26 protein-coding genes are annotated in these 23,414 nt (G+C 62.2%); 12 read left to right on the forward strand and 14 right to left on the reverse strand.

Going from position 1 to position 23,414, the window contains the following annotated elements:
- Nucleotides 1–31: 31 nt before the first annotated feature.
- The gene (locus AC0L2P_RS16375; RefSeq protein WP_473502358.1) at nt 32–721 is read left to right on the forward strand and encodes an HAD family hydrolase; all 690 of its coding nucleotides are present in this window, start codon (nt 32–34) and stop codon (nt 719–721) included.
- Between the two features lie 38 nt (nt 722–759).
- On the opposite strand, the gene AC0L2P_RS16380 is transcribed toward AC0L2P_RS16375, so the two are convergent.
- Nucleotides 760–1,458 carry a hypothetical protein gene (locus tag AC0L2P_RS16380; RefSeq protein WP_473502359.1) on the reverse strand — a complete coding sequence of 233 codons (699 nt, stop codon included), beginning with the start codon at nt 1,456–1,458 and terminating at the stop codon, nt 760–762.
- Nucleotides 1,459–1,586: 128 nt separating this feature from the next.
- On the opposite strand from AC0L2P_RS16380, the gene thrC reads away from it, so the two are divergent.
- Genes thrC through AC0L2P_RS16400 form a run of 4 tightly spaced genes read left to right on the forward strand, consistent with a single transcriptional unit; the run spans nt 1,587 to nt 7,794 of the window.
- Nucleotides 1,587–2,984: a threonine synthase gene (thrC, locus tag AC0L2P_RS16385; RefSeq protein WP_473502360.1), complete on the forward strand. Its 1,398-nt coding sequence runs from the start codon at nt 1,587–1,589 to the stop codon at nt 2,982–2,984.
- Between the two features lie 14 nt (nt 2,985–2,998).
- On the forward strand, nt 2,999–4,291 hold the full coding sequence (locus AC0L2P_RS16390; RefSeq protein WP_473502361.1) for a M16 family metallopeptidase: 1,293 nt from the start codon (nt 2,999–3,001) through the stop codon (nt 4,289–4,291).
- Between the two features lie 15 nt (nt 4,292–4,306).
- Nucleotides 4,307–4,903 carry a GNAT family N-acetyltransferase gene (locus AC0L2P_RS16395; RefSeq protein WP_473502362.1) on the forward strand — a complete coding sequence of 199 codons (597 nt, stop codon included), beginning with the start codon at nt 4,307–4,309 and terminating at the stop codon, nt 4,901–4,903.
- A 2-nt stretch (nt 4,904–4,905) separates the two neighbouring features.
- Nucleotides 4,906–7,794, forward strand: coding sequence for an EAL domain-containing protein (locus AC0L2P_RS16400; protein WP_473502363.1), 2,889 nt, complete (start codon nt 4,906–4,908; stop codon nt 7,792–7,794).
- 20 nt (nt 7,795–7,814) lie between these two features.
- On the opposite strand, the gene AC0L2P_RS16405 is transcribed toward AC0L2P_RS16400, so the two are convergent.
- A complete protein-coding gene (locus AC0L2P_RS16405; RefSeq protein ID WP_473502397.1) occupies nt 7,815–8,423 on the reverse strand; it encodes a YqgE/AlgH family protein in 609 nt (202 codons plus the stop codon).
- A 147-nt stretch (nt 8,424–8,570) separates the two neighbouring features.
- On the opposite strand from AC0L2P_RS16405, the gene AC0L2P_RS16410 reads away from it, so the two are divergent.
- The 3 genes from AC0L2P_RS16410 (at nt 8,571) to AC0L2P_RS16420 (ending at nt 10,587) form a co-directional block, all read left to right on the forward strand.
- Nucleotides 8,571–9,377: a protein-disulfide reductase DsbD domain-containing protein gene (locus AC0L2P_RS16410; RefSeq protein WP_473502364.1), complete on the forward strand. Its 807-nt coding sequence runs from the start codon at nt 8,571–8,573 to the stop codon at nt 9,375–9,377.
- A gap of 82 nt (nt 9,378–9,459) precedes the next feature.
- Complete coding sequence (locus AC0L2P_RS16415; RefSeq protein ID WP_352612420.1) at nt 9,460–9,960, forward strand: peroxiredoxin; 501 nt, start codon at nt 9,460–9,462, stop codon at nt 9,958–9,960.
- Between the two features lie 147 nt (nt 9,961–10,107).
- Nucleotides 10,108–10,587, forward strand: a complete 480-nt coding sequence (locus AC0L2P_RS16420; RefSeq protein ID WP_473502365.1) for a DUF2938 domain-containing protein — start codon at nt 10,108–10,110, stop codon at nt 10,585–10,587.
- Nucleotides 10,588–10,605: 18 nt separating this feature from the next.
- On the opposite strand, the gene rnhA is transcribed toward AC0L2P_RS16420, so the two are convergent.
- From rnhA to coxB, 11 genes are all read right to left on the reverse strand, one after another.
- Nucleotides 10,606–11,145 (reverse strand): ribonuclease HI, encoded by a 540-nt coding sequence (gene rnhA, locus AC0L2P_RS16425; RefSeq protein ID WP_473502366.1) that lies wholly within the window; start codon nt 11,143–11,145, stop codon nt 10,606–10,608.
- A complete protein-coding gene (locus AC0L2P_RS16430; RefSeq protein WP_473502367.1) occupies nt 11,142–12,104 on the reverse strand; it encodes a homoserine kinase in 963 nt (320 codons plus the stop codon). The genes rnhA and AC0L2P_RS16430 overlap by 4 nt, the downstream gene beginning before the upstream one ends.
- Nucleotides 12,105–12,109: 5 nt before the next feature.
- The gene (ispH, locus tag AC0L2P_RS16435; protein WP_473502368.1) at nt 12,110–13,114 is read right to left on the reverse strand and encodes a 4-hydroxy-3-methylbut-2-enyl diphosphate reductase; all 1,005 of its coding nucleotides are present in this window, start codon (nt 13,112–13,114) and stop codon (nt 12,110–12,112) included.
- A gap of 107 nt (nt 13,115–13,221) precedes the next feature.
- A complete protein-coding gene (locus tag AC0L2P_RS16440; RefSeq protein ID WP_473502369.1) occupies nt 13,222–13,977 on the reverse strand; it encodes an SURF1 family protein in 756 nt (251 codons plus the stop codon).
- The gene (locus tag AC0L2P_RS16445; RefSeq protein ID WP_473502370.1) at nt 13,974–14,360 is read right to left on the reverse strand and encodes a DUF983 domain-containing protein; all 387 of its coding nucleotides are present in this window, start codon (nt 14,358–14,360) and stop codon (nt 13,974–13,976) included. Before AC0L2P_RS16445 ends, AC0L2P_RS16440 begins: the two co-directional genes overlap by 4 nt.
- A gap of 82 nt (nt 14,361–14,442) precedes the next feature.
- Nucleotides 14,443–15,324: a cytochrome c oxidase subunit 3 gene (locus AC0L2P_RS16450; RefSeq protein WP_023674137.1), complete on the reverse strand. Its 882-nt coding sequence runs from the start codon at nt 15,322–15,324 to the stop codon at nt 14,443–14,445.
- Between the two features lies 1 nt (nt 15,325).
- Nucleotides 15,326–15,958 (reverse strand): cytochrome c oxidase assembly protein, encoded by a 633-nt coding sequence (locus AC0L2P_RS16455; protein WP_473502371.1) that lies wholly within the window; start codon nt 15,956–15,958, stop codon nt 15,326–15,328.
- A gap of 7 nt (nt 15,959–15,965) precedes the next feature.
- Nucleotides 15,966–16,127, reverse strand: a complete 162-nt coding sequence (locus AC0L2P_RS16460; RefSeq protein ID WP_473502399.1) for a hypothetical protein — start codon at nt 16,125–16,127, stop codon at nt 15,966–15,968.
- A 2-nt stretch (nt 16,128–16,129) separates the two neighbouring features.
- The gene (locus tag AC0L2P_RS16465) at nt 16,130–17,074 is read right to left on the reverse strand and encodes a heme o synthase (RefSeq protein WP_473502372.1); all 945 of its coding nucleotides are present in this window, start codon (nt 17,072–17,074) and stop codon (nt 16,130–16,132) included.
- A 77-nt stretch (nt 17,075–17,151) separates the two neighbouring features.
- A complete protein-coding gene (ctaD, locus tag AC0L2P_RS16470) occupies nt 17,152–18,804 on the reverse strand; it encodes a cytochrome c oxidase subunit I (protein ID WP_352463892.1) in 1,653 nt (550 codons plus the stop codon).
- Between the two features lie 38 nt (nt 18,805–18,842).
- Complete coding sequence (coxB, locus tag AC0L2P_RS16475) at nt 18,843–19,718, reverse strand: cytochrome c oxidase subunit II (RefSeq protein ID WP_473502373.1); 876 nt, start codon at nt 19,716–19,718, stop codon at nt 18,843–18,845.
- 371 nt (nt 19,719–20,089) lie between these two features.
- Between coxB and AC0L2P_RS16480 the strand changes: the two genes are divergently transcribed.
- From AC0L2P_RS16480 to AC0L2P_RS16495, 4 genes are all read left to right on the forward strand, one after another.
- Nucleotides 20,090–20,614 (forward strand): invasion associated locus B family protein, encoded by a 525-nt coding sequence (locus tag AC0L2P_RS16480; RefSeq protein ID WP_473502374.1) that lies wholly within the window; start codon nt 20,090–20,092, stop codon nt 20,612–20,614.
- Between the two features lie 128 nt (nt 20,615–20,742).
- Nucleotides 20,743–22,155: a metalloprotease TldD gene (tldD, locus tag AC0L2P_RS16485; protein WP_473502375.1), complete on the forward strand. Its 1,413-nt coding sequence runs from the start codon at nt 20,743–20,745 to the stop codon at nt 22,153–22,155.
- Nucleotides 22,156–22,291: 136 nt separating this feature from the next.
- The gene (locus tag AC0L2P_RS16490; protein WP_473502376.1) at nt 22,292–22,567 is read left to right on the forward strand and encodes an AbrB/MazE/SpoVT family DNA-binding domain-containing protein; all 276 of its coding nucleotides are present in this window, start codon (nt 22,292–22,294) and stop codon (nt 22,565–22,567) included.
- Complete coding sequence (locus AC0L2P_RS16495; protein WP_473502377.1) at nt 22,554–22,943, forward strand: type II toxin-antitoxin system VapC family toxin; 390 nt, start codon at nt 22,554–22,556, stop codon at nt 22,941–22,943. The genes AC0L2P_RS16490 and AC0L2P_RS16495 overlap by 14 nt, the downstream gene beginning before the upstream one ends.
- A gap of 48 nt (nt 22,944–22,991) precedes the next feature.
- Here the strand turns inward: AC0L2P_RS16495 and AC0L2P_RS16500 are convergent, their stop codons facing one another.
- Nucleotides 22,992–23,363: an antitoxin Xre/MbcA/ParS toxin-binding domain-containing protein gene (locus tag AC0L2P_RS16500; RefSeq protein WP_473502378.1), complete on the reverse strand. Its 372-nt coding sequence runs from the start codon at nt 23,361–23,363 to the stop codon at nt 22,992–22,994.
- Nucleotides 23,364–23,414 lie beyond the last annotated feature (51 nt).

Consider the following 23,414-nt stretch of genomic DNA (forward strand, 5'->3'; position numbering starts at 1 on the left):
GCATTCCCTTCATCCCGCTTTCTGGATCACCATGCCCCAGCCAGATCTTGTCATTTTCGATTGCGACGGCGTGCTCGTCGATTCCGAAATCATCGCCGCGCGTATCGATGCCGAGCTTTTGACCTCGGCCGGCTACGAGATATCGGCCGAGGAGATTTCCGAGGTCTATGCCGGGTTGACTTTCAAGGACATCATGATGCGGGTCGAGGAAAAGTCCCGGATCCCGTTCCAGGCCTCCCTGATCGACAAGGAGGAACAGCTGGTCGATCGCCGGCTGCGCAGCGACGTGCGTGCCATCGACGGGTCGCACGAGGCTGTCGCCGCGGTAGCAGTGCCGCGCTGCGTCTGTTCGAATTCGCGTTCGGAGCGGATCGAATTCATGCTGGAGAAGGTGCAGCTTTTGCCGTTCTTTGCCGGTCGTATCTTTTCGTCGCTGGAAACTCCGACCGGAAAGACCAAGCCGGCGCCGGACGTGTTTCGGTTCGCCGCGGATAAGCTCAAGGCCGATCCTGCGAACACGTTCGTCATCGAGGATTCCCTGCATGGCGTCACCGGCGCCAAGACGGCGGGAATGCGCGTCATCGGCTTCACCGGCGCGGCGCACAGCTATCCCGGCCACGCCGATGCGCTGACCGAGGCCGGCGCGGAAACGGTCATCCGCCGCTGGGCGGAACTGAAAAGCGTGATCGCCGCGCTGTCGGAATGGTCGGCGGACGCCTGAGGGACCGCCTCCAACCGCCGTGGCGCGAATGCAGCGGCTCAGTTGGTCGCGGCGGCTTTCTTCTTCTTCGGCTTGGCTGTCGCTACTTTCGGAGCGCCCTCGTCATACCCGGCATATGCCTGGTAGTCCCGCGCCGTCGGCTCCGGAACGACGACGTTGGAATCGGTGAAGACGAACTGTGTGGCACTCGAAGGATCGGTAACCTGGACCTGATAGGAGTGAAGCTGCGAATAGAGAACTTCGGTGCCGTGCATCACCGCGATGCGGATCGGCATGGTGATCGTGCCGGGCGTGAACATCGGGCCAGGCACGACCTTGCCGGCGACCGCTATTTTCATCGACAAGGAGCCGTTGGCGCGGCTGCAGTCGCGGGTCACATCGGTGATCGAGGCCTGATAGATGATCTTGGCGGAATCGTCCGGCTGATCGACACCTGCCGCGTCCGCTGTCGGCTGGGCGGCATCCTCGGCAGCAACATCGGTTTTTTTCTTCGGCTTCGGACCGCTTTTGGCGTAGGTGTTGAAGAAGGCGGTGCCGTCACGCAGGGTCACTTTCGGACAATAGGCCTGCAGTTGGCTGGAAAGCACCTTGGGGTCGGGTGGCGGTGGCGGCGTCGTGTCCTTCTTGCCGAAGCCGAGAATTCCATTGTCGCTCGATTGGCAGCCTGCGGCGGCAAGCATAAAGCCGGTGAGCGCCAGACCCGCGACAAAACGACCGTTGAATGAATGAAACGTCATTAACTGCACTTCCCTCTCGCAAAGCCGGTGACGTATATCAACCGCGCGGCAAAAATGCGACTGAGCCAGCGTAGAAATCCACCACCTCGCGGTGGGCGAAAATTCCCGGCAGCAATGGAAACGTGACGATGCAATATGTGAGTACCCGCGGGGAAGCGCCCGCGCTTGGATTTTCCGACGCGGTGCTGGCCGGGCTGGCGCGCGACGGCGGCCTCTATCTGCCGAGCGCCTGGCCGCATTTTTCCGCAGCCGAGATCCGCGCCATGCGCGGCCTTGCCTATCCCGATCTTGCCATCCGCGTGCTGTCGCCGTTCCTCGGCGGCGAGATCGCGGCGCCGGCGTTCGAACGGCTGGTGCGTGAAGCCTATGCGACCTTCCGCCATGAGGCCGTCTGCCCGCTGGTGCAGACCGGGCCGAACAGCTTCGTGCTGGAGCTGTTCCATGGCCCGACGCTCGCGTTCAAGGACGTGGCGATGCAGCTTCTTGCGCGACTGATGGACCATGTGCTGGCCGAGCGCGACCAGCGCGCCACCATTGTCGGCGCCACCTCTGGCGACACCGGGGGGGCCGCCATCGATGCCTTTGCCCGGCGCAACCGCACTGACATCTTCGTGCTTTTCCCGCACGGCCGCGTCTCGCCGGTACAGCAGCGGCAGATGACGACCTCGATCGCGGCAAACGTCCATGCCTTGGCGATCGAAGGCAATTTCGACGACTGCCAGGGCCTGGTGAAGGACATGTTCAACGACCACGGTTTTCGCGACCGGGTATCGCTGTCCGGCGTCAACTCGATCAACTGGGCCCGCATCATGGCCCAGATCGTCTATTATTTCTCCTCCGCGCTGTCGCTCGGCGCGCCCGACAGGCCGGTTTCGTTCACCGTGCCGACCGGCAATTTCGGCGACATCTTCGCCGGCTACGCCGCCAAGAAAATGGGGCTGCCGATCGAACGGCTGATCATCGCCACCAACGACAACGATATTCTGGCGCGCACGCTGGCGACCGGCGAATACCGCATGAAGGGGGTCTTTTCGACCACGTCGCCCTCGATGGACATCCAGGTGTCTTCGAACTTCGAACGCTTGCTGTTCGAGGCAGCCGGCCGCGATGCCTCGACCGTGCGGCGCTACATGGACGGGCTCAAGCAGTCCGGCGCCTTCACCGTCGAGGCCGGCGAAATCGCCAGGATCCGCTCCGAATTCGACGCCGGCCGCGCCACGATGGATGAGGTCGCCGCCACCATCCGCACCACACTTGCGGCGAGCGGCTATCTGCTCGACCCGCATACGGCCGCAGCCGTGCATGTGGCCGCCGGCAAGGCTGCGGATGATGTGCCGATGGTGGTACTCGGCACCGCGCACCCGGCAAAGTTTCCGGCCGCCGTCGAAGCCGCCAGTGGCGTGTCGCCTGCCCTGCCTGCATGGCTAGACGGGTTGATGAGCGCCCAGGAAAAATACACGGTACTTCCATCCGACCTGAAAATGGTGGAAGATTATCTCGGCCGCCACACGCGGGCGGCGCGTTAGGGAGTAATTGCCATATGGGTGTTGAGGTAAGCCGTCTGTCGAACGGCCTGACAGTCGCCACCGAAACCCTTCCAAGCCTCGAATCTGTTGCTCTTGGTGCCTGGGTCAAGTCGGGCGCACGCAACGAGCGTGACGAAGAGCACGGAATGGCGCACTTGCTCGAGCACATGGCTTTCAAGGGCACTAGGCGGCGAAGCGCCTTCGAGATCGCCTCGGAGATCGAGGACGTTGGCGGCGAGATCAATGCCGCCACCAGCGTCGAGACGACCTCCTATTATGCAAGGGTTCTGAGCGACGACGTGCCGCTGGCGGTCGATATCCTTTCCGACATCCTGCAAGAATCCGAATTCGATCCGCAGGAGTTGGACCGGGAGCAGCATGTGATACTGCAGGAGATCGGCGCCGCGCACGATACGCCCGACGATGTCGTTTTCGATCACTTTACCGAGACCGCCTTTCGCCACCAGACTATCGGCCGCTCGATTCTGGGCACGCCGGAAACCGTCAAATCCTTCACTTCGAAGCAGCTGCACGATTTCATCGAACGACAGTACGGCGCCGAGAACATGGTGATGGTGGCCGCCGGCGATATCAAGCACGACGATTTCGTGCGCGAGGTCGAAAAGCGTCTCGGCAGCTTCCGCGGCAAGGCCGACGGCACCATCCCCCAATATGCGCAATATGTCGGCGGCGATTTTCGCGAAGACCGCGACCTGATGGACGCGCAGATCGTGCTGGGTTTCGAGGGCCGCGCCTATCACGTCCGCGATTTCTATGCCTCTCAGGTCCTGTCGATGATCTTGGGTGGCGGCATGTCGTCGCGACTTTTCCAGGAAATCCGCGAAAAACGCGGCCTGTGCTATTCGGTCTATGCTTTCCATTGGGGCTTTTCCGACACCGGCATCTTCGGGGTCCATGCGGCGACCGGACAAAGCGATATTGCCGAGCTGGTGCCTGTGATTATCGACGAGCTGCAAAAGGCCGGTGAAAGCATCCTGCAGGAGGAGCTCGACCGGGCGCGTGCCCAATACCGCGCCGGGCTGATCATGTCGGCCGAGAGCCCGGCCAGCCGCGCCTCGCAGATCGCCAGGCAGTTGCTTCTGTTCGGCAGGCCGATCGCCAAGGAAGAGCTGATGGAGCGGCTGTCGGCGTTGACCGTCGAGCGGTTGACGGATTTGTCGTCTCGGCTTTTTTCGACCAAGCCGACGCTTACAGCCGTCGGGCCGGTGGGTACGCTCGCGCCCTATGAAGCGATCCTCGATTCGCTTTCGGGCACGCAGACCACTGCCCGTAAGCTTGCCGTTTAAGCCTATTCGAGCGTCGTGTTCGCGCTCCCTTTCTTTCGCCGCGACCTGCCGGCACTGAAGGGCGATCTTGTCACGCTGCGCGTACCGCTGATCAACGATTATCGCGAGTGGTCGGTGCTGCGCGGCGAAAGCCGCGCCTTCCTTGAGCCGTGGGAGCCGCGATGGACCCCTGACGAACTCGACCGCACGGCGTGGCGGCATCGTATCGGCCGCTACCGCGAGGACTACGCGCAGGGGACGGCGATCGCCTTTTTCATCTTCGAGAAAAGCAGCGGCAAGCTGGCCGGCGGTATCACCCTCGGCAATATCCGCCACGGGGTCGCCCAAAGCGGCCATATCGGCTACTGGATCGGCGAGCGCTTCAGCGGACGCGGCCTGATGACCGATGCCGTCAAGGTGGTGACGCGTTTCGCCTTCGAAACGCTGCGGTTGCACCGGATCGAAGCTGCCTGTATCCCCGATAACGCCCGGTCGATCCGCGTGCTTGAAAAAGCCGGATTCCGGCGCGAAGGACTGCTACGATCCTATCTCAGGATCAACGACATCTGGCAGGACCATTACCTATACGCCCGAATCGCGGACGATCCGCCGGGCGTTGGAACAAAGGGCTGAGTTTGACGAATTTTCTGCGCAACGGGTCGCTGCTTGCCTTTATGCTGGCGGCAATCGTCACGCTCTGCGCGGCATCCTCGGCATTTGCCGTCGAACCGATCAAGATTGCCCGCGACGACGTGGCGCTCGACCTTTCGGGCGCCGTCGCGATCTACCGCAACCAAGGCGAGAATTTCCAGGTCTCGACGGCGCCCGGCCCGGACGGCATCGTGCGGCGCATCGAGGTCGAGGCCAATGACGCGCGCTCGACCGGCGACTGGGCGGTGTTCGCGCTCGCCAACACCACCGACCAGCAACTCGACAGGCTGATTGTCGCACCGCATTTCCGACTGGTGAATTCCGGCCTGTTCTGGCCGGATCTCGGTTCGACCCGTATCGCCGCGATCACGCCCAGCGAAGGCTTTGCGCTCGACCGCCAGACCAGCCCCGACGCCGACGTGTTCCGGGTGACGCTGAACCCCGGAACGGTGATTACCTTCATCGCCGAACTCGCCTCGCCCAAGCTGCCGCAGGTCTATCTGTGGGACCCTGAATCCTACAAGGACTCGGTCAATTCCTACACGCTGTTTCGTGGCATCGTCATCGGCATCGCCGGCCTGCTGGCGCTGTTCCTGACCATTCTTTTCGTCGTCAAGGGGACCTCGATGTTCCCGGCAACGGCGGCCCTAGCCTGGGCGGTGCTTGCCTATATCTGCGTCGATTTCGGCTTTCTCAACAAGATCATAGAAATCTCACCCGGCAATGAGCAGATGTGGCGCGCCGGAACGGAGGTGGCGCTTGCGGCGACCTTCGTGGTGTTCCTGTTTGCCTATCTCAACCTCAACCGGTGGCACGGCCATTTCAGCTACGGCGCGCTGGTCTGGATCCTCGGGCTGGTGCTTATCGCCGGCGTCGCCATCATCGATCCGGCGGTTGCCGCCGGCATTGCCAGACTGTCCTTCGCCGCCACCGCGCTGACCGGGCTCGGCCTGATCATCTTCCTCGGTATCCGCGGTTACGACCGCGCCATCATGCTGGTGCCCAGTTGGGTGATGGTTCTGCTGTGGCTATCCGGATCGTGGATGGCGATCACCGGCATGCTGGACAACGATATCGCCCAGCCGGCGCTGGGCGGCGGGCTGATCCTCATCATCCTGCTGATCGGCTTCACCGTGATGCAGCACGCTTTTGCCGGCGGCGCCCTGCATCAGGGCCTGTTCTCCGATCTCGAGCGGCAGGCGCTGGCCGTTGCCGGATCGGGCGATACCGTGTGGGACTGGGACGTGCTGCGCGACCGCGTCGTCACTCGTCCCGACGTCAGCATCCAGCTCGGTCTTGCGCCCAACAGCCTCGGCGGTCCCGCCCGCAACTGGCTGCCGGTGCTGCATGCCGACGACCGCGACACGTTTCGTACGACGCTCGACGTGGTGCTCGAGCACCGGCGCGGCCGGGTGTCGCAGGACTTCCGCCTGCGTGGTGCCGACGGGCACTATCACTGGTTTTCGTTGCGCGCCCGGCCGGTGATCGGATCGGACGGCGAGGTCATCCGCTGCGTCGGCACCATGGTCGACGTGACCGAGCAGAAGAAGTCCGAGGAGAGGCTGCTGCACGACGCCGTGCACGACAATCTGACCGGCCTGCCTAACCGTGAGCTGTTCATGAACCGGCTGGAGGCGATCATCTCGATCGCCCGCACCGAAGAGAAGGTGCGCCCGACCGTCTTCGTCATCGATATCGACCGCTTCAAGCAGGTCAATGACGGGCTTGGCATCTCGGCCGGCGACACCATCCTTTTGACCATCGCGCGGCGGCTGCACCGGCTGCTGAAGCCGAAGGATTCGCTGTCGCGCTTTGCCGGCGACCAGTTCGCGCTGATGCTTTTGTCTGAGCAGGATCCGGCTCGCATTGCGGCCATTGCCGATGCCATCAAGCACGCCATCAACAACCCGATCACCTTCGCCAAGCGCGAGATCGTGCTGACCGCCTCGATCGGGCTGATCACCTGGACGTCAACGCAGATTTCGGCCGAGGACATGGTCAAGGATGCCGAGCTTGCCATGCATCAGGCCAAGCGCTTCGGCGGCGACAGGATCGAGCCGTTCCGGCCGGCCTTCCGCACGGTCGGCACCGACCGGCTGCAGTTCGAGTCCGACCTGCGCCGCGCCATCGAGCGGCGCGAATTCACGCTTGCCTACCAGCCGATTGTACGGCTGGAGGACGGCAGCGTTGCCGGCTTCGAAGCGTTGCTGCGCTGGGACCATCCGCGGCGCGGCATGATCCCGCCGGCGGATTTCATTCCGGTTGCCGAAAACTGCGGCTTGATCGTGCAGCTTGGGCTGTTCGCCATGCAACAGGCTGCCGAAGACCTCGCGGGATGGCAAAAGCAGATCGGCGATGCGCCGCTGTCGGTCTCGGTCAATCTTTCCAGCCGTCAGCTCATCCGCCGCGACCTGGTCAGCGACGTCCGCTCGGTGATCGCGCGGGCCAATCTGAAACCGCGTTGCTTCCGGCTCGAACTCACCGAATCGCTGGTGATGGACAATCCCGAGCAGACCGCCCATGTGCTGACCAAGCTGAAGCAGCTTGGCATCGGCCTGTCGCTGGATGATTTCGGCACCGGCTATTCATCGCTGGCCTATCTGACGCGCTTCCCGTTCGACACCATCAAGATCGACAAGAGCTTCGTCGACGACGCGACGCCGAAACGCGCGGTGCTGCTCAAATCCATGGTCAACATGGCGCATGAGCTCGGCCTGTCGGTTGTCGCCGAAGGCATTTCGGACGAGAGCGATGCACTGGAGTTGCGGCAGATGGGCTGCGAATACGTGCAGAGCTTCATGTTCGGCGCGCCTATGCCCGGCGATCAGGTGCTGAAGACACTGAAGGAACAGTATCCGCTCACTCAAGCGTGACAAGTTTCGCGACGTGAGGCTCAGGCGTGACCCGCAGCCAGGCTGAGATGCGCGAGATCGATGCCGATCGAGGCAAGGATCCGGTCGTATTTGCGGTCGATGTCGGCGTCGAACAGAAGCTCGGCGCTTGCCGGGCAGGTCAGCCAGCCATTCTCGGCGATCTCGGTTTCAAGCTGGCCCGCACCCCAGCCCGCATAGCCGAGCGCCATCAGCGCCCGCCGCGGTCCACGGCCGGAGGAGATGGCGCGCAAAATATCGACGGTCGCAGTCAGACAGACGTCTTCGGACACGGCGAGCGAGGATTCCACCCGGTAGTCGCCCGAATGCAGGACGAAGCCGCGGCTGCGATCCACCGGTCCGCCATTGCGCACGACGAAGTCGCGCGCCGGCGCAGGCAGGCGGATCGCCTCCATCTCATTCATGATGCCGAGTTGTACGAGCAGGTCCGGAAACAGCATCTGCTGTGTCTGGTTGATGATCAACCCCATCGCGCCTTCATCGCTGTGCGCGCAAATGTAGATAACGGAGCGCGTGAAGCGGTCGTCCTTCATGCCGGGCATGGCAATCAGGAACTGGTCGTCGAGAAAGCCGGGTCCTGCGGCCGTCCTTTTATGGCGCAACAAATCCATGGCCACAGCGTAACGCGTTTCCGAGGCGTCGAAAAGGTGGGCGGCGCCCGATTTGATCAGGCTCGTAAATCGAAGGTCACGCAAATATGATGCCGGCCGCGTCATGAAATCATTGTGCGGCCATCAACGGACGATCAAATCACCGTCATGCAAAGCTTGAAAATCCTGCTGCTTAGTGCGGCCATTGGATCGGCGACCGGCTTTCCCGCCTCAGCCTCCTCGTCGGCCTGGTACAACAGCGGCGGCGGCAGGGTGCGGCTGGTAACAAGCGGCAAAGCCGACGAGGCCGGGCGTCTTCAGGGCGTCCTCGACATTGCGCTGAAGCCCGGCTGGAAAACCTATTGGCGCGATCCGGGCGATGCGGGCGTGCCGCCACAGATCGACGTCTCGGCCAGCACCAACATTGCCGACGCGACGCTTTCGTTTCCGCCGCCGCAGCGCCATGACGACGGCTATGGCAAATGGGCCGGCTACGACCATCCGGTTTCGTTGCCGGTGACGTTCACGCTTGGCGCGCCAGGCCAGCCGGCCGTCATCGACGCGGATATCTTCCTCGGCATTTGCGAAACCATCTGCATCCCGGTGCAGACAAGGCTGACCGTCGATCCCGGCGCCGATCCGGACAACGCCGAGGACGCGGCGCTGGTCAAGGCAGGCCTTGCCACCCTGCCCGCCACGGCAACGCCCGATTTCGGCATAAACATACTGCCGGGCGACCACGAAACGCTGATTGTCGAAGCGAGCTTTCCGGGCAGCCGCGAGGGCGCCGACTTCTTCGTTGCCGGCGAACGCGACTATATGTTCGGTGCCCCGGCACGCAGCGAAAAGGATGGCAAGCTGATCTTTACTGTGCCGATCCTCGACAGGCCGTCGACAACGCCAACCGATGGCGGCCTGCACTACACGCTGACAAGTGCCGCTGGCGCAGTCGAAGGCCTGCTGCCTTTTCCGTGATGCCGGCGTCTGGACGGTTGCCGGGCGCGCCTTAGTTCGCTATCCCAAGGACACTCCCTTCCATTTCCAAACGAGGACCATCATGACGATCTCCGTTGGCGACAAACTGCCCGATGCGACCTTCAAGACAATGACCGCCGACGGTGCAAAGCCGATCACGACGGGCGAGATATTCTCGGGAAAGAAGGTCGTGCTGTTTGGCGTTCCGGGCGCCTTCACGCCGACCTGCAGCAACAATCATCTGCCCGGCTACCTGGACAATTACGACGCCATCCTGGCGCGCGGCGTCGACACTATCGCCGTCGTCTCGGTCAACGATGTTCACGTCATGGGAGCTTGGGCCCGCTTCAGCGGCGGTGAAGGCAAAATCCTTTATCTTGCCGATGGCAATGGCGATTTCGCCAAATCGGTCGGCCTCGACGCCGACCTCTCCAGCGGCGGCATGGGGCTGCGCTCGAAGCGTTTTTCGATGATCGTCGATGACGGCAAGGTCACCGCGCTCAATGTCGAGACAAAGCCCGGCGTCGACGAATCCGGTGCGGCTCACATTCTCGGACAGCTTTCCGTCCTGGCGACAGCATAGGCCAGGGACGGCAACGGGCGCCTTCGAGCGCTCAGCGTCCAAAGGACGCTGACTTTTGCATCGGCGCATGATCTTTCCGAAAGCCGACCCGGTTTTCGGGGCCATGCGTCGGCTCTTCGGGATTGCTTGCTTTTGGGGACCTCGATGATGTCTGACATCGTATGGCGCAGCGTCGCGATCGGTATCGGCGCAACCGCGCTTATGGACGTCTGGGCGATTTTCCTGAACAAGGCGTTTGCTCAGCCGCGACCGAACTGGGGGCTGGTCGGCCGCTGGGTCTGGCATCTCAGGGAAGGCAAGATCTTCCATGACGACATAGGCGAGGCCTCGCCCTACGCGCATGAATCAGCGCTTGGCTGGGCCTTTCATTATGCTGTCGGCATCGTCTACGGCATCATACTGGTCGTGCTGGCCGGAACGGCCTGGCTCACTGCGCCGACCTTCCTGCCGGCCTTTATGCTCGGCATCGTCACCGTCGGCGCCGGGTGGTTTTTGCTGGCGCCCGGCATGGGCGCCGGCTGGGCTGCTTCGAAGCGCCCTAATCCGATGCAGGTCCGCGCCCTCAATCTTGTGTCGCATACGGTGTTTGCAATCGGGCTGTTCGGCACCGCCCTTCTGATCCGCTGACGCGCCAGTTCAACCGGATCAATAACTCTGGGTCGAGCGCCGAACCTTCTTGGCCGCCGATTGCTTGGACTGGGTGCCTTCCTTCGGCGGCACAGACGCGAGCACGGGTTTCGCAGACTTCGTCTTGAATGGCGCCATGCCGAGCCGCGCCAATTCGTCGGCGCGCTCGTTCTCGGGATGGCCGGCATGGCCCTTGACCCAATGCCAGGTGACCTGATGGCGGTTGCGTGCCGCGTCGAGCTGCTGCCACAGCTCGGCATTCTTCACCGGCTGCCGGGCGGCGGTCTTCCAGCCGTTGCGCTTCCAGCCATCGATCCAGCCGAAAATGCCGTCCTTGACGTAGTTGCTGTCGGTATAAAGGTCGACGACGCAAGGTTCCTTGAGCGCATTGAGCGCCGAGATGGCCGCCAACAGCTCCATGCGGTTATTGGTGGTCATAGCCTCGCCACCATGGAGCTCCTTGATAGCGCCGTTGAAGCGCAGGATTGCTCCCCAGCCACCAGGCCCGGGATTGCCCGAACAGGCACCATCGGTGAAGATTTCAACGCGCTTAGTCATGTTAGTCCATATTCGGAAGGAGAGTGGATCGCCCGGTGGAAACGCATCCGGCGGATATACTCGGTCGGGTCGCGTTTCATCACCAGTCCGCCGTCCGGGACCGTCAGCCAGTCGTAGAGCCGGGTCAACATGAAGCGCAGTGCCGAGCCGCGCGCCAGCATCGGCAGCGCAGCTTTCTCGTCACTGCTCAACGGCCGCACGCTTTGGTAGCCGGCAAGCAGCGCCGTGCCCTTGGTCAGGTTGAAGGAAAAATCCTTCTCGAAGCACCAAGCGTTGAGGCATGTGGCAACGTCGTAGGCATAGAGGTCGTTGCAGGCGAAATAGAAGTCGATCAGTCCGGACAGTTTCTCGCGGAGGAAGAACACGTTGTCCGGGAAAAGATCGGCATGGATAATGCCTTGCGGCAGACCGTTCGGCCAGTTCCGCTCGAAATCGGCGAAATCGGCATCGACCTCGGCCGCCAGTCCCGGCTCGACCTCGTCGGCGCGGGCGCGGGCGGCGTTCCACAGCTTGCGCCAGCCATCGATGGCAAGGGCATTTGGGCGGGTCATCGGAAAATCCGCGCCGGCGAGATGCAGTGCCGCCAGTGCCTTGCCGACTTCGCCGCAATGCGCTGCCGTCGGCCGCCGCAGCGACAGGCCTTCGAGAAAGGTGATGATGACCGCCGGCCGGCCGGCAAGTGTTCCGATCACACCGCCATCATGTGCGGTGACCGGGAGCGGGCACGAAATGCCCTTTCTGGCGAGGTGGGCCATGAGGCCGAGAAAGAACGGCAGGTCAGCCTTGTCGACGCGCTTCTCGTAAAGCGTCAGGATGTAGGAGCCGCTGCTGGTGTGCAGCAGAAAATTCGAGTTTTCGGTGCCTTCGGCGATGCCCTTGTAGGACAAGAGATCGCCGACCGGATAGTTCCCGAGGAATGCGCCGAGCTCGCCCTCATTGACGTCGGTGTAGACCGCCATCGTTGCTACGCGGCCCCGTTGACGAAGGCCATGTCGGCCGCCGTCAGTTCGACATCGCGCAACACCCGCATCACCGGAAAATCCTCCGTCTCCGTCGCTGTCACAGCCAGCTCGATGGTCACGTCGAAGCGCTGCCTGAAAGAATCGACGATCTCGTCGACGATGATCTCCGGCGCCGAGGCGCCTGCCGACAGGCCGAGCGTCGAGATGCCGGCAATGTCATTCCACGGAATTTCGGAGGCGCGCTGCACGAGAAGCGACATCGAAGCGCCGGCGCGCTCGGCCACTTCGACCAGGCGTCGCGAGTTGGAGGAGTTAGGTGCGCCGACAACCAGGAAGAGATCGGCGCCGGCCGCTGTTTCCTTGACTGCTTCCTGGCGATTGGTAGTGGCATAACAGATCGATTCCGCCGCCGGCGCGTGCAGCTCGGGAAAACGTTGCTGCAGGGCGCGGATGATACCGGCGGTGTCCTCGACCGACAGCGTCGTCTGGGTCACGAAGCCGAGCGCCTGCGGGTCTGCAGGCACGAAGCTTGCGGCGTCGGCTTCGGTCTCGATCAGAGTGACCGCGCCATCCCGCAATTGGCCCATTGTGCCGATCACCTCCGGATGCCCGGCATGGCCGATCAAAAGCACGTGGCGGCCAAGCCGCTGATGGCGCATTGCCTGCTTGTGGACTTTCGAGACCAGCGGGCAAGTCGCATCGAGATAGAATAGGTTGCGGGACTGGGCGTCGGCCGGCACCGATTTCGGCACGCCATGCGCCGAAAAGACGACCGGGCTCTGGCGATGCTCGGGCGGGATCTCGGAGAGCTCCTCGATGAACACCGCGCCGAGGCTTTGCAGCCCTTCGACGACGTAGCGGTTGTGCACGATCTCGTGGCGGACATAAACCGGCGCGCCGTATTTCTTCAGCGCCAGCACGACGATCTGGATGGCACGGTCAACGCCCGCACAGAAACCGCGCGGCTGGCAGAGCCGGATGGTCAGCGGTGGCTTTGTCTGAAGCATGATTGCATCTTACGCTGATTGTAGGCCGGTTGATCGGACTATGACTTCTGAGCTCAAGGCGCGAAATGAGGTGTGCGGCCCTGCCCTGTCAAGGGTAGTGGCGGCGATCATTGGTCTTTCGCCGGGTGGCGGAGCCATGAGATCAGGACGGTGGCAAGGGCGGCGGCAAGGCCGTACCAGGTCATCGCATATTGCAGATGGCTGTTCGGCAGGTCGATGACGGTGACACCGCCAACCGGCAGCCCGCCGGGGTTGGCCGCGGCGTTCGCATCGATGAAGATCGGCACCAGCGCCGCACCTGCCGGCAGGCCGGCGCTCGAGGCCATCGCGTCACGATCTTTCCAATAGAAGATGTTCTTCTGCGGATCATTGTCGGGAAGCATCATCGAGGGCTTGGCCGGCAGCGGGTTGCGAGCGAGCCCCGTCAGCGTCACTTCGCCCGTTACCTGCCCCTGCGGCCGCTTGGCTGGGTCCTTGAAGTCGTAAGGGACGAAGCCGCGGTTGATCAGTACGAAACGGCCATCGTCGAGCTGCAGCGGCGTGAAGACATCGAAACCGGACTGGCCTTCCCAGGTGGCGAGGAAATGCCGCTCGCCTTGATGCATGAAAGTGCCGGTCACCGTGACCGGCGTGTAGTCCACGTCGCCGGTGGCAGCAAACCGCTTTTCGACCTCGGCCAATGGCACAGGCGCCGAATGCGTGCGCTCGTCTATCGTCTGGAGAAGGCCCTCTTTCCAGTGCAGGCGCTGAACCTGCCAGGTGCCGAGCGCCAGCAGTATCAAAAACACGACGATACCCAGGCCGAGCGCCAATGCGCGCTTCGGCCGCGACCGGCCGGCCACCAAACCTGATGCCTCGCTCATTCGCCGCGGTCCAGCCGGCCTTCGGCCGCCTTGTTGCGGAATTGCAGCGTCAGCAGCACGCCCTTGATCAGCCGGAGCGCCGCCAGGCAAAGCACCAGCGTCAGCGGAACCCACAGCAGCAGATGCAGCCAGAGCGGCGGATTAAGCGTCACCTCCATCCACAGCGCCAGGCCGACGACGATGAAGCCGATGATCAGGATAACGAACACCGCCGGCCCATCGCCGGCATCGGCGAAGGAATAATCGAGCCCGCAATTGGTGCAGCGATTGCCGACCGTGAGGAACCCGGAGAACAGCTTGCCCTCGCCACAGCGGGGGCAGCGGCCATGCAGGCCGGCCGAGATCGGATCGATTGGTGGCCAGATCGCCTTGTCGTCGCTCATGAAGTCATCCTAGGAGCATTTGCCGCAAAAGATAAGGCGGCCACGTCGCCGCAGCCGCCTTGTCGATTTCCTCAGCTCGGTCTCAGTGCGGTTCGATCATCGCGCCGTTCGATGCCCAGACGTAGATTGAGGCAAACAGGAACAGCCACACCACGTCGACGAAGTGCCAGTACCAGGCTGCGGCCTCGAAGCCGAAATGCTGCTTGGGCGTGAAGTCGCCCTTCATGGCGCGGATCAGGCAGACCAGCAGGAAGATCGTGCCGATGATGACGTGGAAACCATGGAAGCCGGTCGCCATGAAGAAGGTGGCGCCGTAGATTGAATCCCTGAAGCCGAACGGCGCGTGCATGTACTCGTAGGCCTGCACCATGGTGAACAGCATACCGAGGCCGACGGTCAGCACCAAGCCGTTGATCAGCCCCTTGCGGTCGCCGTGGATGAGCGAGTGGTGCGCCCAGGTTACGGTGGTGCCCGACAGAAGCAGGATGACGGTGTTGTAAAGCGGCAGATGGAAGGGGTCGAGAACTTCCAGGCCCTTGGGTGGCCAGACGCCGCCGGTGAAGGCGGTACGGGCGTATTGATGGACCTCGCCCGGAAACAGGCTGGCGTCGAAGAAGGCCCAGAACCAGGCGACGAAGAACATCACCTCGGAGGCGATGAACATGATCATGCCGTAGCGCAGATGCAGCGATACGACACGGGTGTGGTGTCCCTCATGCGCTTCCTTGATCGTATCCGACCACCAGGCGAACATCGTGTAGATGACGATCAGCAGGCCGATGAAGAACAGCCATGGATTGGCGACGTTGAAACCGAAGATCGGGAAATCGCCGCCCTTGAGGTATTGCATGTAACAGACGCCGCCGAAAGCCGTCACCAGCGCCCCGACGGAGCCCAGAAAAGGCCACGGGCTCGGGTCGACGAGGTGATAGTCATGTTGTGGTTTTGCGTGTGCGTCTGCCATATCAACCCCCGAGGCTTGCTTCGGTATCTGAAATCTTGTTGCGGCGGCCGTCGGCCGGCACCGATGATGCGACCGGCTTGGTCTTGTCGACCGGGAACATCGTGTAGGACAGGGTAATCGTCTTCAAATCCTTCAGTTCCGGCGCGTTGATGATGTCGGGATCGACATAGAACACGACCGGCATATCTAGTGTCTCGCCCGGCTTCAGCGTCGTGTCGGTGAAGCAGAAACACTCGACCTTGTTGAAGTAAGGTCCGGCCAGTTCCGGCTGCACATTGAAGGTGGCGCGTCCGGTGATGGGCCGGCTGAATTTGTTCGTTGCGCTGAAATGGGCCTCGGCGGTCTCGCCGATCTTGATGGTGATCGAGCGGGCGACTGGCTGGAATTGCCAGGGAACGCCGACGGTGTTGGCATCGAAGCGGATGGTGATGTCGCGGTCGAGCACCCGGTCGGCATATTGCTGGGTCGCCCGTTTGACGGTGCCGCCGTAGCCTGTCGCCTGGCAGAACATCGCGTAGAGCGGCACCGCGGCGTAGGCCATGCCGATCATGCCGCCGAAGAACGCGATGCACACGCCGGCGACGACGCGGTTTGTGTTCTTCTTCCTAGGATCGCTGACTGTTTGCCTGGTCATTGTCAGCTCACATCGATCCGGTGACGCTGTGACCAAATTTCACGATGGTCGCGACGTAGAATATGACGACCAGGGCCGCCAGCGCGAAACCGATTGCGGCCGAGCGATTGCGGCGGGCCTTCTGCTGACGTTCGGTCAGCGTGACCAGTTCAAGCTTCTTTTCGGCCATGCTCATGCTCCACCGATGGTCAGCGCGCGCGCAAGGACGCAATCGCAAAGGTAGGCAGCGAAGATGGCGAAGAGATAAAGCAGCGAATAGCCGAACAAGGCCTTGGCCGGCTTCATCGCCCGGTCATCATCGGCCATTTGCAGCACCTTCCACGCATACCAGAGAAAGCCGGCGCCGAGCAGCAATGCAACGATGCCGTAAGCCGGCGTGGTAAAGCCGAGAACCCAGGGCAGCACGCCAACCGGTGCGAGGACCAGCGCATAGGCAAAGATCTGGCGCCTGGTCGAGGCCTGGCCGGCGACATTCGGCATCATCGGAATGCCTGCCTTCGCATAGTCCTCCGACTTGAAGAGCGCGAGCGCCCAGAAATGCGGCGGCGTCCACAGGAAGATGATCAGGAACAGCACCAAACTTTCGGGGCTGACCGATCCGGTTACCGCCGCCCAGCCGATGACCGGCGGAATGGCACCGGCGGCACCGCCGATGACGATGTTCTGCGGCGTCCAGCGCTTCAGCCACATCGTATAGATGACGGCATAGAAAAAGATGGTGAAGGCCAGAAGCGATGCGGCCAACCAGTTGACCAGCACGCCGAGCGTCATCACCGACAGAACCGACAGCACCAACCCGAAACTCAACGCCTCGCCTGGCCGGATGCGGCCGGCCGGCACGGGACGGCCGGCGGTGCGCGTCATCACCCCATCGATATCTGCGTCGTACCACATGTTGAGCGCACCGGACGCGCCAGCACCAATGGCAATGGACAGGATCGCGATCACCGCCAGCAGCGGATTGATGGTCACCGGGGCGGCGACCATGCCGACAAACGCGGTGAACACCACCAGCGACATGACGCGCGGCTTCAGCAGGGCGAAGAAATCGCCCGCCGTCGCTTCCGACATGCGGAAGCCCGGCTCGTCGATCAGTCTGTCTTCGGCAAGGGCCATGCGTACTTGAAGTCCATCATTCCGTTGGCCAAAACCGCGGGCCGGGCCAGCGGTTCCGCATTAAAGGAGGCAACCGCCTACTTGATCTTCGGCAACTGTTCCCACTGGTGGAACGGCGGCGGCGAAGGCAGCTGCCATTCCAGCGTGGTCGCACCCTCGCCCCAAGGATTGGCGCCGGCGACCCGCTTCTTCTGGAACGCCTCGAAGACGCCGAACAGGAAGATGACGACGCCGACAGCCGAGATGTACGAGCCGTAGGATGACACCATATTCCAGCCGGCGAAGGCATCCGGATAGTCGATATAGCGACGCGGCATACCGGAAAGACCGAGGAAGTGCTGCGGGAAAAAGACCAGGTTGACGCCGACGAAAGTGACCCAGAAGTGGGTGTTGGCGATCACGGGCGAGTACATGTAGCCGGTCATTTTCGGGAACCAGTAGTACCAGCCGGCGAAGATGGCGAAGACCGCGCCCAGCGACAGCACGTAGTGGAAGTGCGCGACCACGAAATAGGTGTCGTGCAGCGGGCGGTCGAGGCCGGCATTGGCCAGCTGCACGCCGGTGACACCGCCAACAGTGAACAGGAAGATGAAGCCGATCGCCCACAGCATTGGCGTCTTAAGCGAAATCGACCCGCCCCACATAGTGGCGATCCACGAGAAGATCTTCACACCCGTCGGCACCGCGATGACCATGGTGGCAAAGACGAAATAGCGCTGGGTGTCGAGCGAAAGGCCCGTCGTGTACATGTGGTGGGCCCAGACGATGAAGCCCACCGCGCCGATGGCAACCATGGCATAGGCCATGCCGAGATAGCCGAATATCGGCTTCCTCGAAAAGGTCGAGATGATATGGCTGATGATGCCGAAACCCGGCAGGATCAGAATGTAGACCTCCGGATGGCCGAAGAACCAGAACAGGTGCTGGAACAGGATCGGATCGCCGCCGCCGTCCGGGGCGAAGAAGGTGGTGCCGAAGTTGCGGTCGGTCAAGAGCATGGTGATGCCGCCGGCCAAGACTGGAAGCGACAGAAGCAGAAGGAAGGCGGTGATCAGCACCGACCAGGCGAACAGCGGCATCTTGTGCATGGTCATGCCGGGCGCGCGCATGTTGAAGATGGTGGTGATGAAGTTGATGGCGCCAAGAATCGAGGAGGCGCCGGCGATGTGGATTGATAGGATCGCCAAATCCATGGCCGGTCCAGGCTGGCCCGATGTCGATAGCGGCGGATAAAGCGTCCAGCCGCCGCCAACGCCGTAGGCGCCGGGTGCACTCGGGACGAAGGCCGAAAAAATCAGCAGGATGAAAGCCGGCGGCAGCAGCCAGAACGAGACGTTGTTCATGCGCGGAAACGCCATGTCCGGCGCGCCGATCATGATCGGCACCATCCAGTTGGCAAAGCCGCCGATCAGCGCCGGCATCACCATGAAGAAGATCATGATCAGCGCATGCGCGGTTGTGAAAGCATTGTACATGCTCTTGCCGCCGTCGATGGCGGCGTCACCGTTCATGCCGTAGACCATCTGCGCCAGGCCAGTGAAGATCTGGATGCCTGGCTCCTGCAATTCCATACGCATGACGACCGACAAGGCGGCACCGATGCAGCCCGCCATGATCGCGAAGATCAGATAAAGCGTGCCGATGTCCTTGTGGTTGGTCGAATAAACCCACCGGACCCAGCCATGATACGGCTTGTGGTCGTGGTCGTCGTGAGCTGCAGCATCTGCCATGGTCGGCTCCGTTCCCTGAATCTTTTCTAGTCGCGGCATCAGTTGCCGGCCGCTACCTTGTTCGTGCCATCGACCTCGGCCATCAGCGCCTTGTTGGCGCCGGGAAGGTCGGTTCTGGCCGCCGCCAGCCAGGTCTTGTATTGCGCATCGGAGACGACGCGAATGGCGATCGGCATGAAGGCGTGGTCCTTGCCGCAGAGTTCCGAGCACTGGCCGTAATACAGGCCTTCCTTGTCGGCCTTGAACCACACCTCGTTGATGCGGCCCGGCACCGCGTCGGTTTTGATACCGAAGGACGGCATGGCAAACGCGTGAATGACGTCGGTCGCCGTCACCAGTACGCGGGTCATCGTGCTGACCGGCACCACCATCTCATTGTCGACGGCGAGCAAGCGCGGATACGCAGCGCGATCTTCCTTGCCGGTAGCAGCCCTGTCGGCATCCTGAAGGATCGCGGAATTGAAGGAAAGCGTGTTGTCGACCTGGTATTCGTAGTCCCAATTCCACTGATTCCCGGTCGCCTTGACGGTCAGCTTGGCTTCTTCCGGCGGCGTGTACTGCGCGGTCAACAGCTGGAACGAGGGAATGGCGAGACAGAGCAGGACGACGACGGGACCGACAGTCCAGATGACCTCGATCAACGTGTTATGGCTGGTGCGCGACGGGGTCGGGTTGACGCTCGCCCGGAACCTCAAAATGCAGTAGGCAATCAGGAAAAGCACCAGGGCCGTGATCACAATGATGAACGCGAACGAGTAGTTCCCGAACCACTCGATCTGCCGCATAATATCGGTCGCCGCAGGCTGAAAACTGGTTTCCCAAGGTTGGGGCTGGGCTGCATGAACGGATGCAGCGGCAAACAACGTGACGGCGGCACTAGCTACGATTTTGGCGGTTGCCAGGAATTTTCTCATCGCCCTCGTCATCTCCCAGTTCCTCGCGATCGGACCGCAAGAATGTCGAACAATGCCGGGACGGGAATCCCGGACAATTCAAGGCTGGTTCAAACCATACTCTATTTGCCTCCGCAAGAAAGGAGCGCCGGAACCCATGCGGCATTTTTGCGCGCAAGCGCGGCGCTGGCTTCCTGCGGTGACCACTCGCCGCGAATCACCGGAGCGGCCTCTGGGTAGAATGAGCCGCGCGGCGCGCGGAACCGTCGCAATTAGGGCGAAATTGGCACGGAAAAGCGCATTGTCGCCTATGTCGGGGCAGATCGCCGGGGTCTCGTCCTTTACTTGGGTTTAGTGCGGCTTAAAGTGCCGTGATTCGCAATGGAGCCGTCATGAACCCTTGGCTTTCGAGAACCTTGGCGAAGGTCATCCTTGTTGCCGTCGCAATAGCCTTGCCCGGCGCCGGCCTGGCCAATGCCGCGCAGCCAAGCGGAACGGTGAAGTCGACGCATGGGGCATGGTCGATCATCTGCGATACGCCGGCCGGTGCTACGTCCGAACAATGCGTGATGATGCAGAACGTCGTCGCCGAGGACCGTCCGGAAATGGGTCTTTCCGTCGTCGTGCTGCGCACAGCCGACAACAAGGCCGAAATCCTGCGTGTGCTGGCGCCGCTCGGCGTGCTGTTGCCTAACGGCCTCGGCCTCAATGTCGACGGCAAGGATATCGGCCGCGCCTACTTCGTGCGCTGTTTCCAGGACGGCTGCTACGCCGAGGTCATCTTGGAAAAGCCGCTGCTCGACACGCTGAAGACCGGAACGTCGGCGACCTTCATCGTCTTCCAGACGCCGGAAGAAGGCATCGGCATTCCCGTCGACCTCAAGGGTTTCGCCGACGGCTTTGCCGCCCTGCCTTGAGCGCGGTGCTGTAGCACGATCCAGTAATTGTTGACCGGCCGCGGGCACGGCGAATCTCATTTCAGATTGTCTGTGCGGGCCTTCGCGCCTACATCGTGGGAAACAATCCTCCTGCGAATGGATCTGCCATGAACAGCCTGATCGGCCAATTCGACATTTCCGACGATCGCATCAAGCAGATCGTCGCCGAGACTATCAACGGCGCCGACGACGGCGAACTGTTTCTCGAATACAGCGAAAGCGAAGCGCTGATGTTCGACAATGGCAAGCTGAAGACCGCGAATTTCAACACCGACCAGGGTTTCGGCCTGCGCGCCGTCGCCGGCGAAGCCAGCGGCTACGCCCATTCCAGCGATCTCTCCGAAGCCTCGCTGCTGCGCGCCGCCGATGCCGTTTCGACGGTGAAGAGCGGCTATTCCGGCACGCTTGCCGCAGCGCCCGCGCGCACCAACCGCCATCTCTACGGCGACGGAAACCCTATCCCCTCACCTTCCTTCGAGACCAAGGCCAAGCTGCTTCAGGAAATCGATTCCTGGCTGCGGGCCGAGGATCCGCGCGTCAGGCAGGTGACGGCGTCGCTCGCCGCCTCTTGGCAGAATGTCGAGATCGTGCGTGCCGACGGCCAGATGGTGCGCGACATCCGTCCGCTGGTCAGGATCAACGTGTCGGTGGTGGTCGGCGACGGCGACCGTCAAGAGAGCGGCTCCTACGGCATGGGAGGCCGCAAGGATTTTGGTGAATTCCTGGTCGAGGACAGCTGGAAGCACGCGGCCAAGGAGGCGCTCAGGCAAGCGTTGGTCAATCTCGAAGCGGTTCCGGCACCTGCCGGCACTTTCGACATCGTGCTGTCGAGCGGCTGGCCGGGCGTCATGTTGCACGAGGCCGTCGGCCACGGGCTGGAGGGCGATTTCAACCGCAAGAAGACGTCGGCCTTTGCCGGCCTGCTTGGCCAGCAGGTGGCAGCAAAAGGCGTCACCGTCGTTGATGACGGCACCATGCCCGAACGGCGTGGTTCGCTGACCGTCGACGACGAAGGCACGCCTTCGGCCCATAACGTGCTGATCGACGATGGCAAGCTGGTCGGCTACATGCAGGACCGCCAGAATGCGCGGCTGATGGGCATGAAAGCCACCGGCAACGGGCGACGCCAAGGTTACGCGCACGAGCCTATGCCGCGCATGACCAACACCTATATGACAGCAGGCGACATGGAGCCAGACGAGATCATCGCCTCGGTCAAGAACGGCATCTATGCCGTGTCGTTCGGCGGCGGTCAGGTCGACATCACTTCGGGCAAGTTCGTGTTCGGCTGCACCGAGGCCTACATGATCGAAAACGGCAAGGTGACGCAACCGATCAAGGGCGCCATGCTGATCGGCAATGGGCCGGATGCCATGCATCGGGTTTCGATGGTCGGCAACGACATGAAGCTCGACACCGGCATCGGCATGTGCGGCAAGGCCGGCCAGGGCGTGCCGGTCGGCGTTGGCCAACCGCATCTCAGGATGGACCAGATGACGGTCGGCGGCACCAGGGTTTGATGGCGGCTGGGCGGTCCGGTATCGTTTCGAACAAACTTGGCCGCTCCCTGTCCCTTCCATCGAGCCATTCGCGGCTTGAATTCGGAGGGATCTTAATCTATCTTACGTTTGTCTTACATCGAGAGGACGCGCCACCATGACTGCCGCGGAAAAGCTTGTAACCACCGTCTCGACCAAGGGACAGGTCATCTTGCCGAGCTCGATCCGGAAACGGAGGGAATGGGACGCCGGCACACGCCTTCTGGTCGAAGATACTCCGGAGGGGGTGCTATTGAAGTCTGCGCCAGTCTTCGCCGAGACGCGGCCAGAGGACGTGTTTGGATCACTGCGCCATAGAGGCAAGCCGAAGACGTTGGAAGAAATGGACGCGGGTGTGCTCGCCGAAGCGCGGCGGCGCCATGCTCGCGATTGATACCAACCTGATCGTCCGTTACCTGACGGGCGATCACCCAACGCAGTCTTCCCGCGCCCGGGCACTGATCGATAACCAGCCGGTCTTTGTCGCCGTCACGGTGATCTTGGAGGTCGAGTGGGTGTTGCGCAGCGCCTATGGGTTTGCGCCACTCGAAGTCGCACGCACGCTAAGGGCGTTTAGTGGACTTCCCACTGTGCAGGTGCAGGACGGGGCAATCGTGTCCTCCGCACTCGACCTTTCGGAAACGGGATGGGATTTCGCTGACGCTCTGCACCTCGGCAAGTCCGCCCACTGCGCCGGCTTCGCGACTTTTGATCGCAAGTTCGTCAGGGCCGCTAAGGCGGCCGGATACGAACGTGTGCAAGAAGCATAGGGGCTCACAGCTGGTCAGTCTGGCACGAAGGCGCACCATAGGGTGGCTTCAGGCATAGATGCCGGAGCGGACTGCCTCCAGATAGGCAAGCACCTTGTCCGTCTTGCCTTCGCGAACCAGATCGTAGGCGGTCTTTCCGGCCCAACCGGGGATCGGCTGATGCTTCAACCAGATCGCCGCACGCTGTTCATCACCGGCCATCTCGCGGGCCATCGCCAGGATACGGACGATGGGACTCAACGCGGCGTCGACCTTGCGCGCACCGGACTTGGCGGCAAGCGTGTTGCGGGCGATGCCGGTCAGGCCCGCCAGTTCGGTCATAGTGATCCCGAGCAGTTCAGCGACCCGCTTCGGCGAGAGAAACGGCGTCCGCTCCTCGCCGAAGCGCGATGCCGAAATCTCAAAGGCTTTGGTGCTCATTACAATTTCCTAGCACATTTTGAACAACGCACGTTCAAATGCGCGTTGTTG

It is taken from the genome of Mesorhizobium sp. WSM4836, from assembly GCF_055811815.1.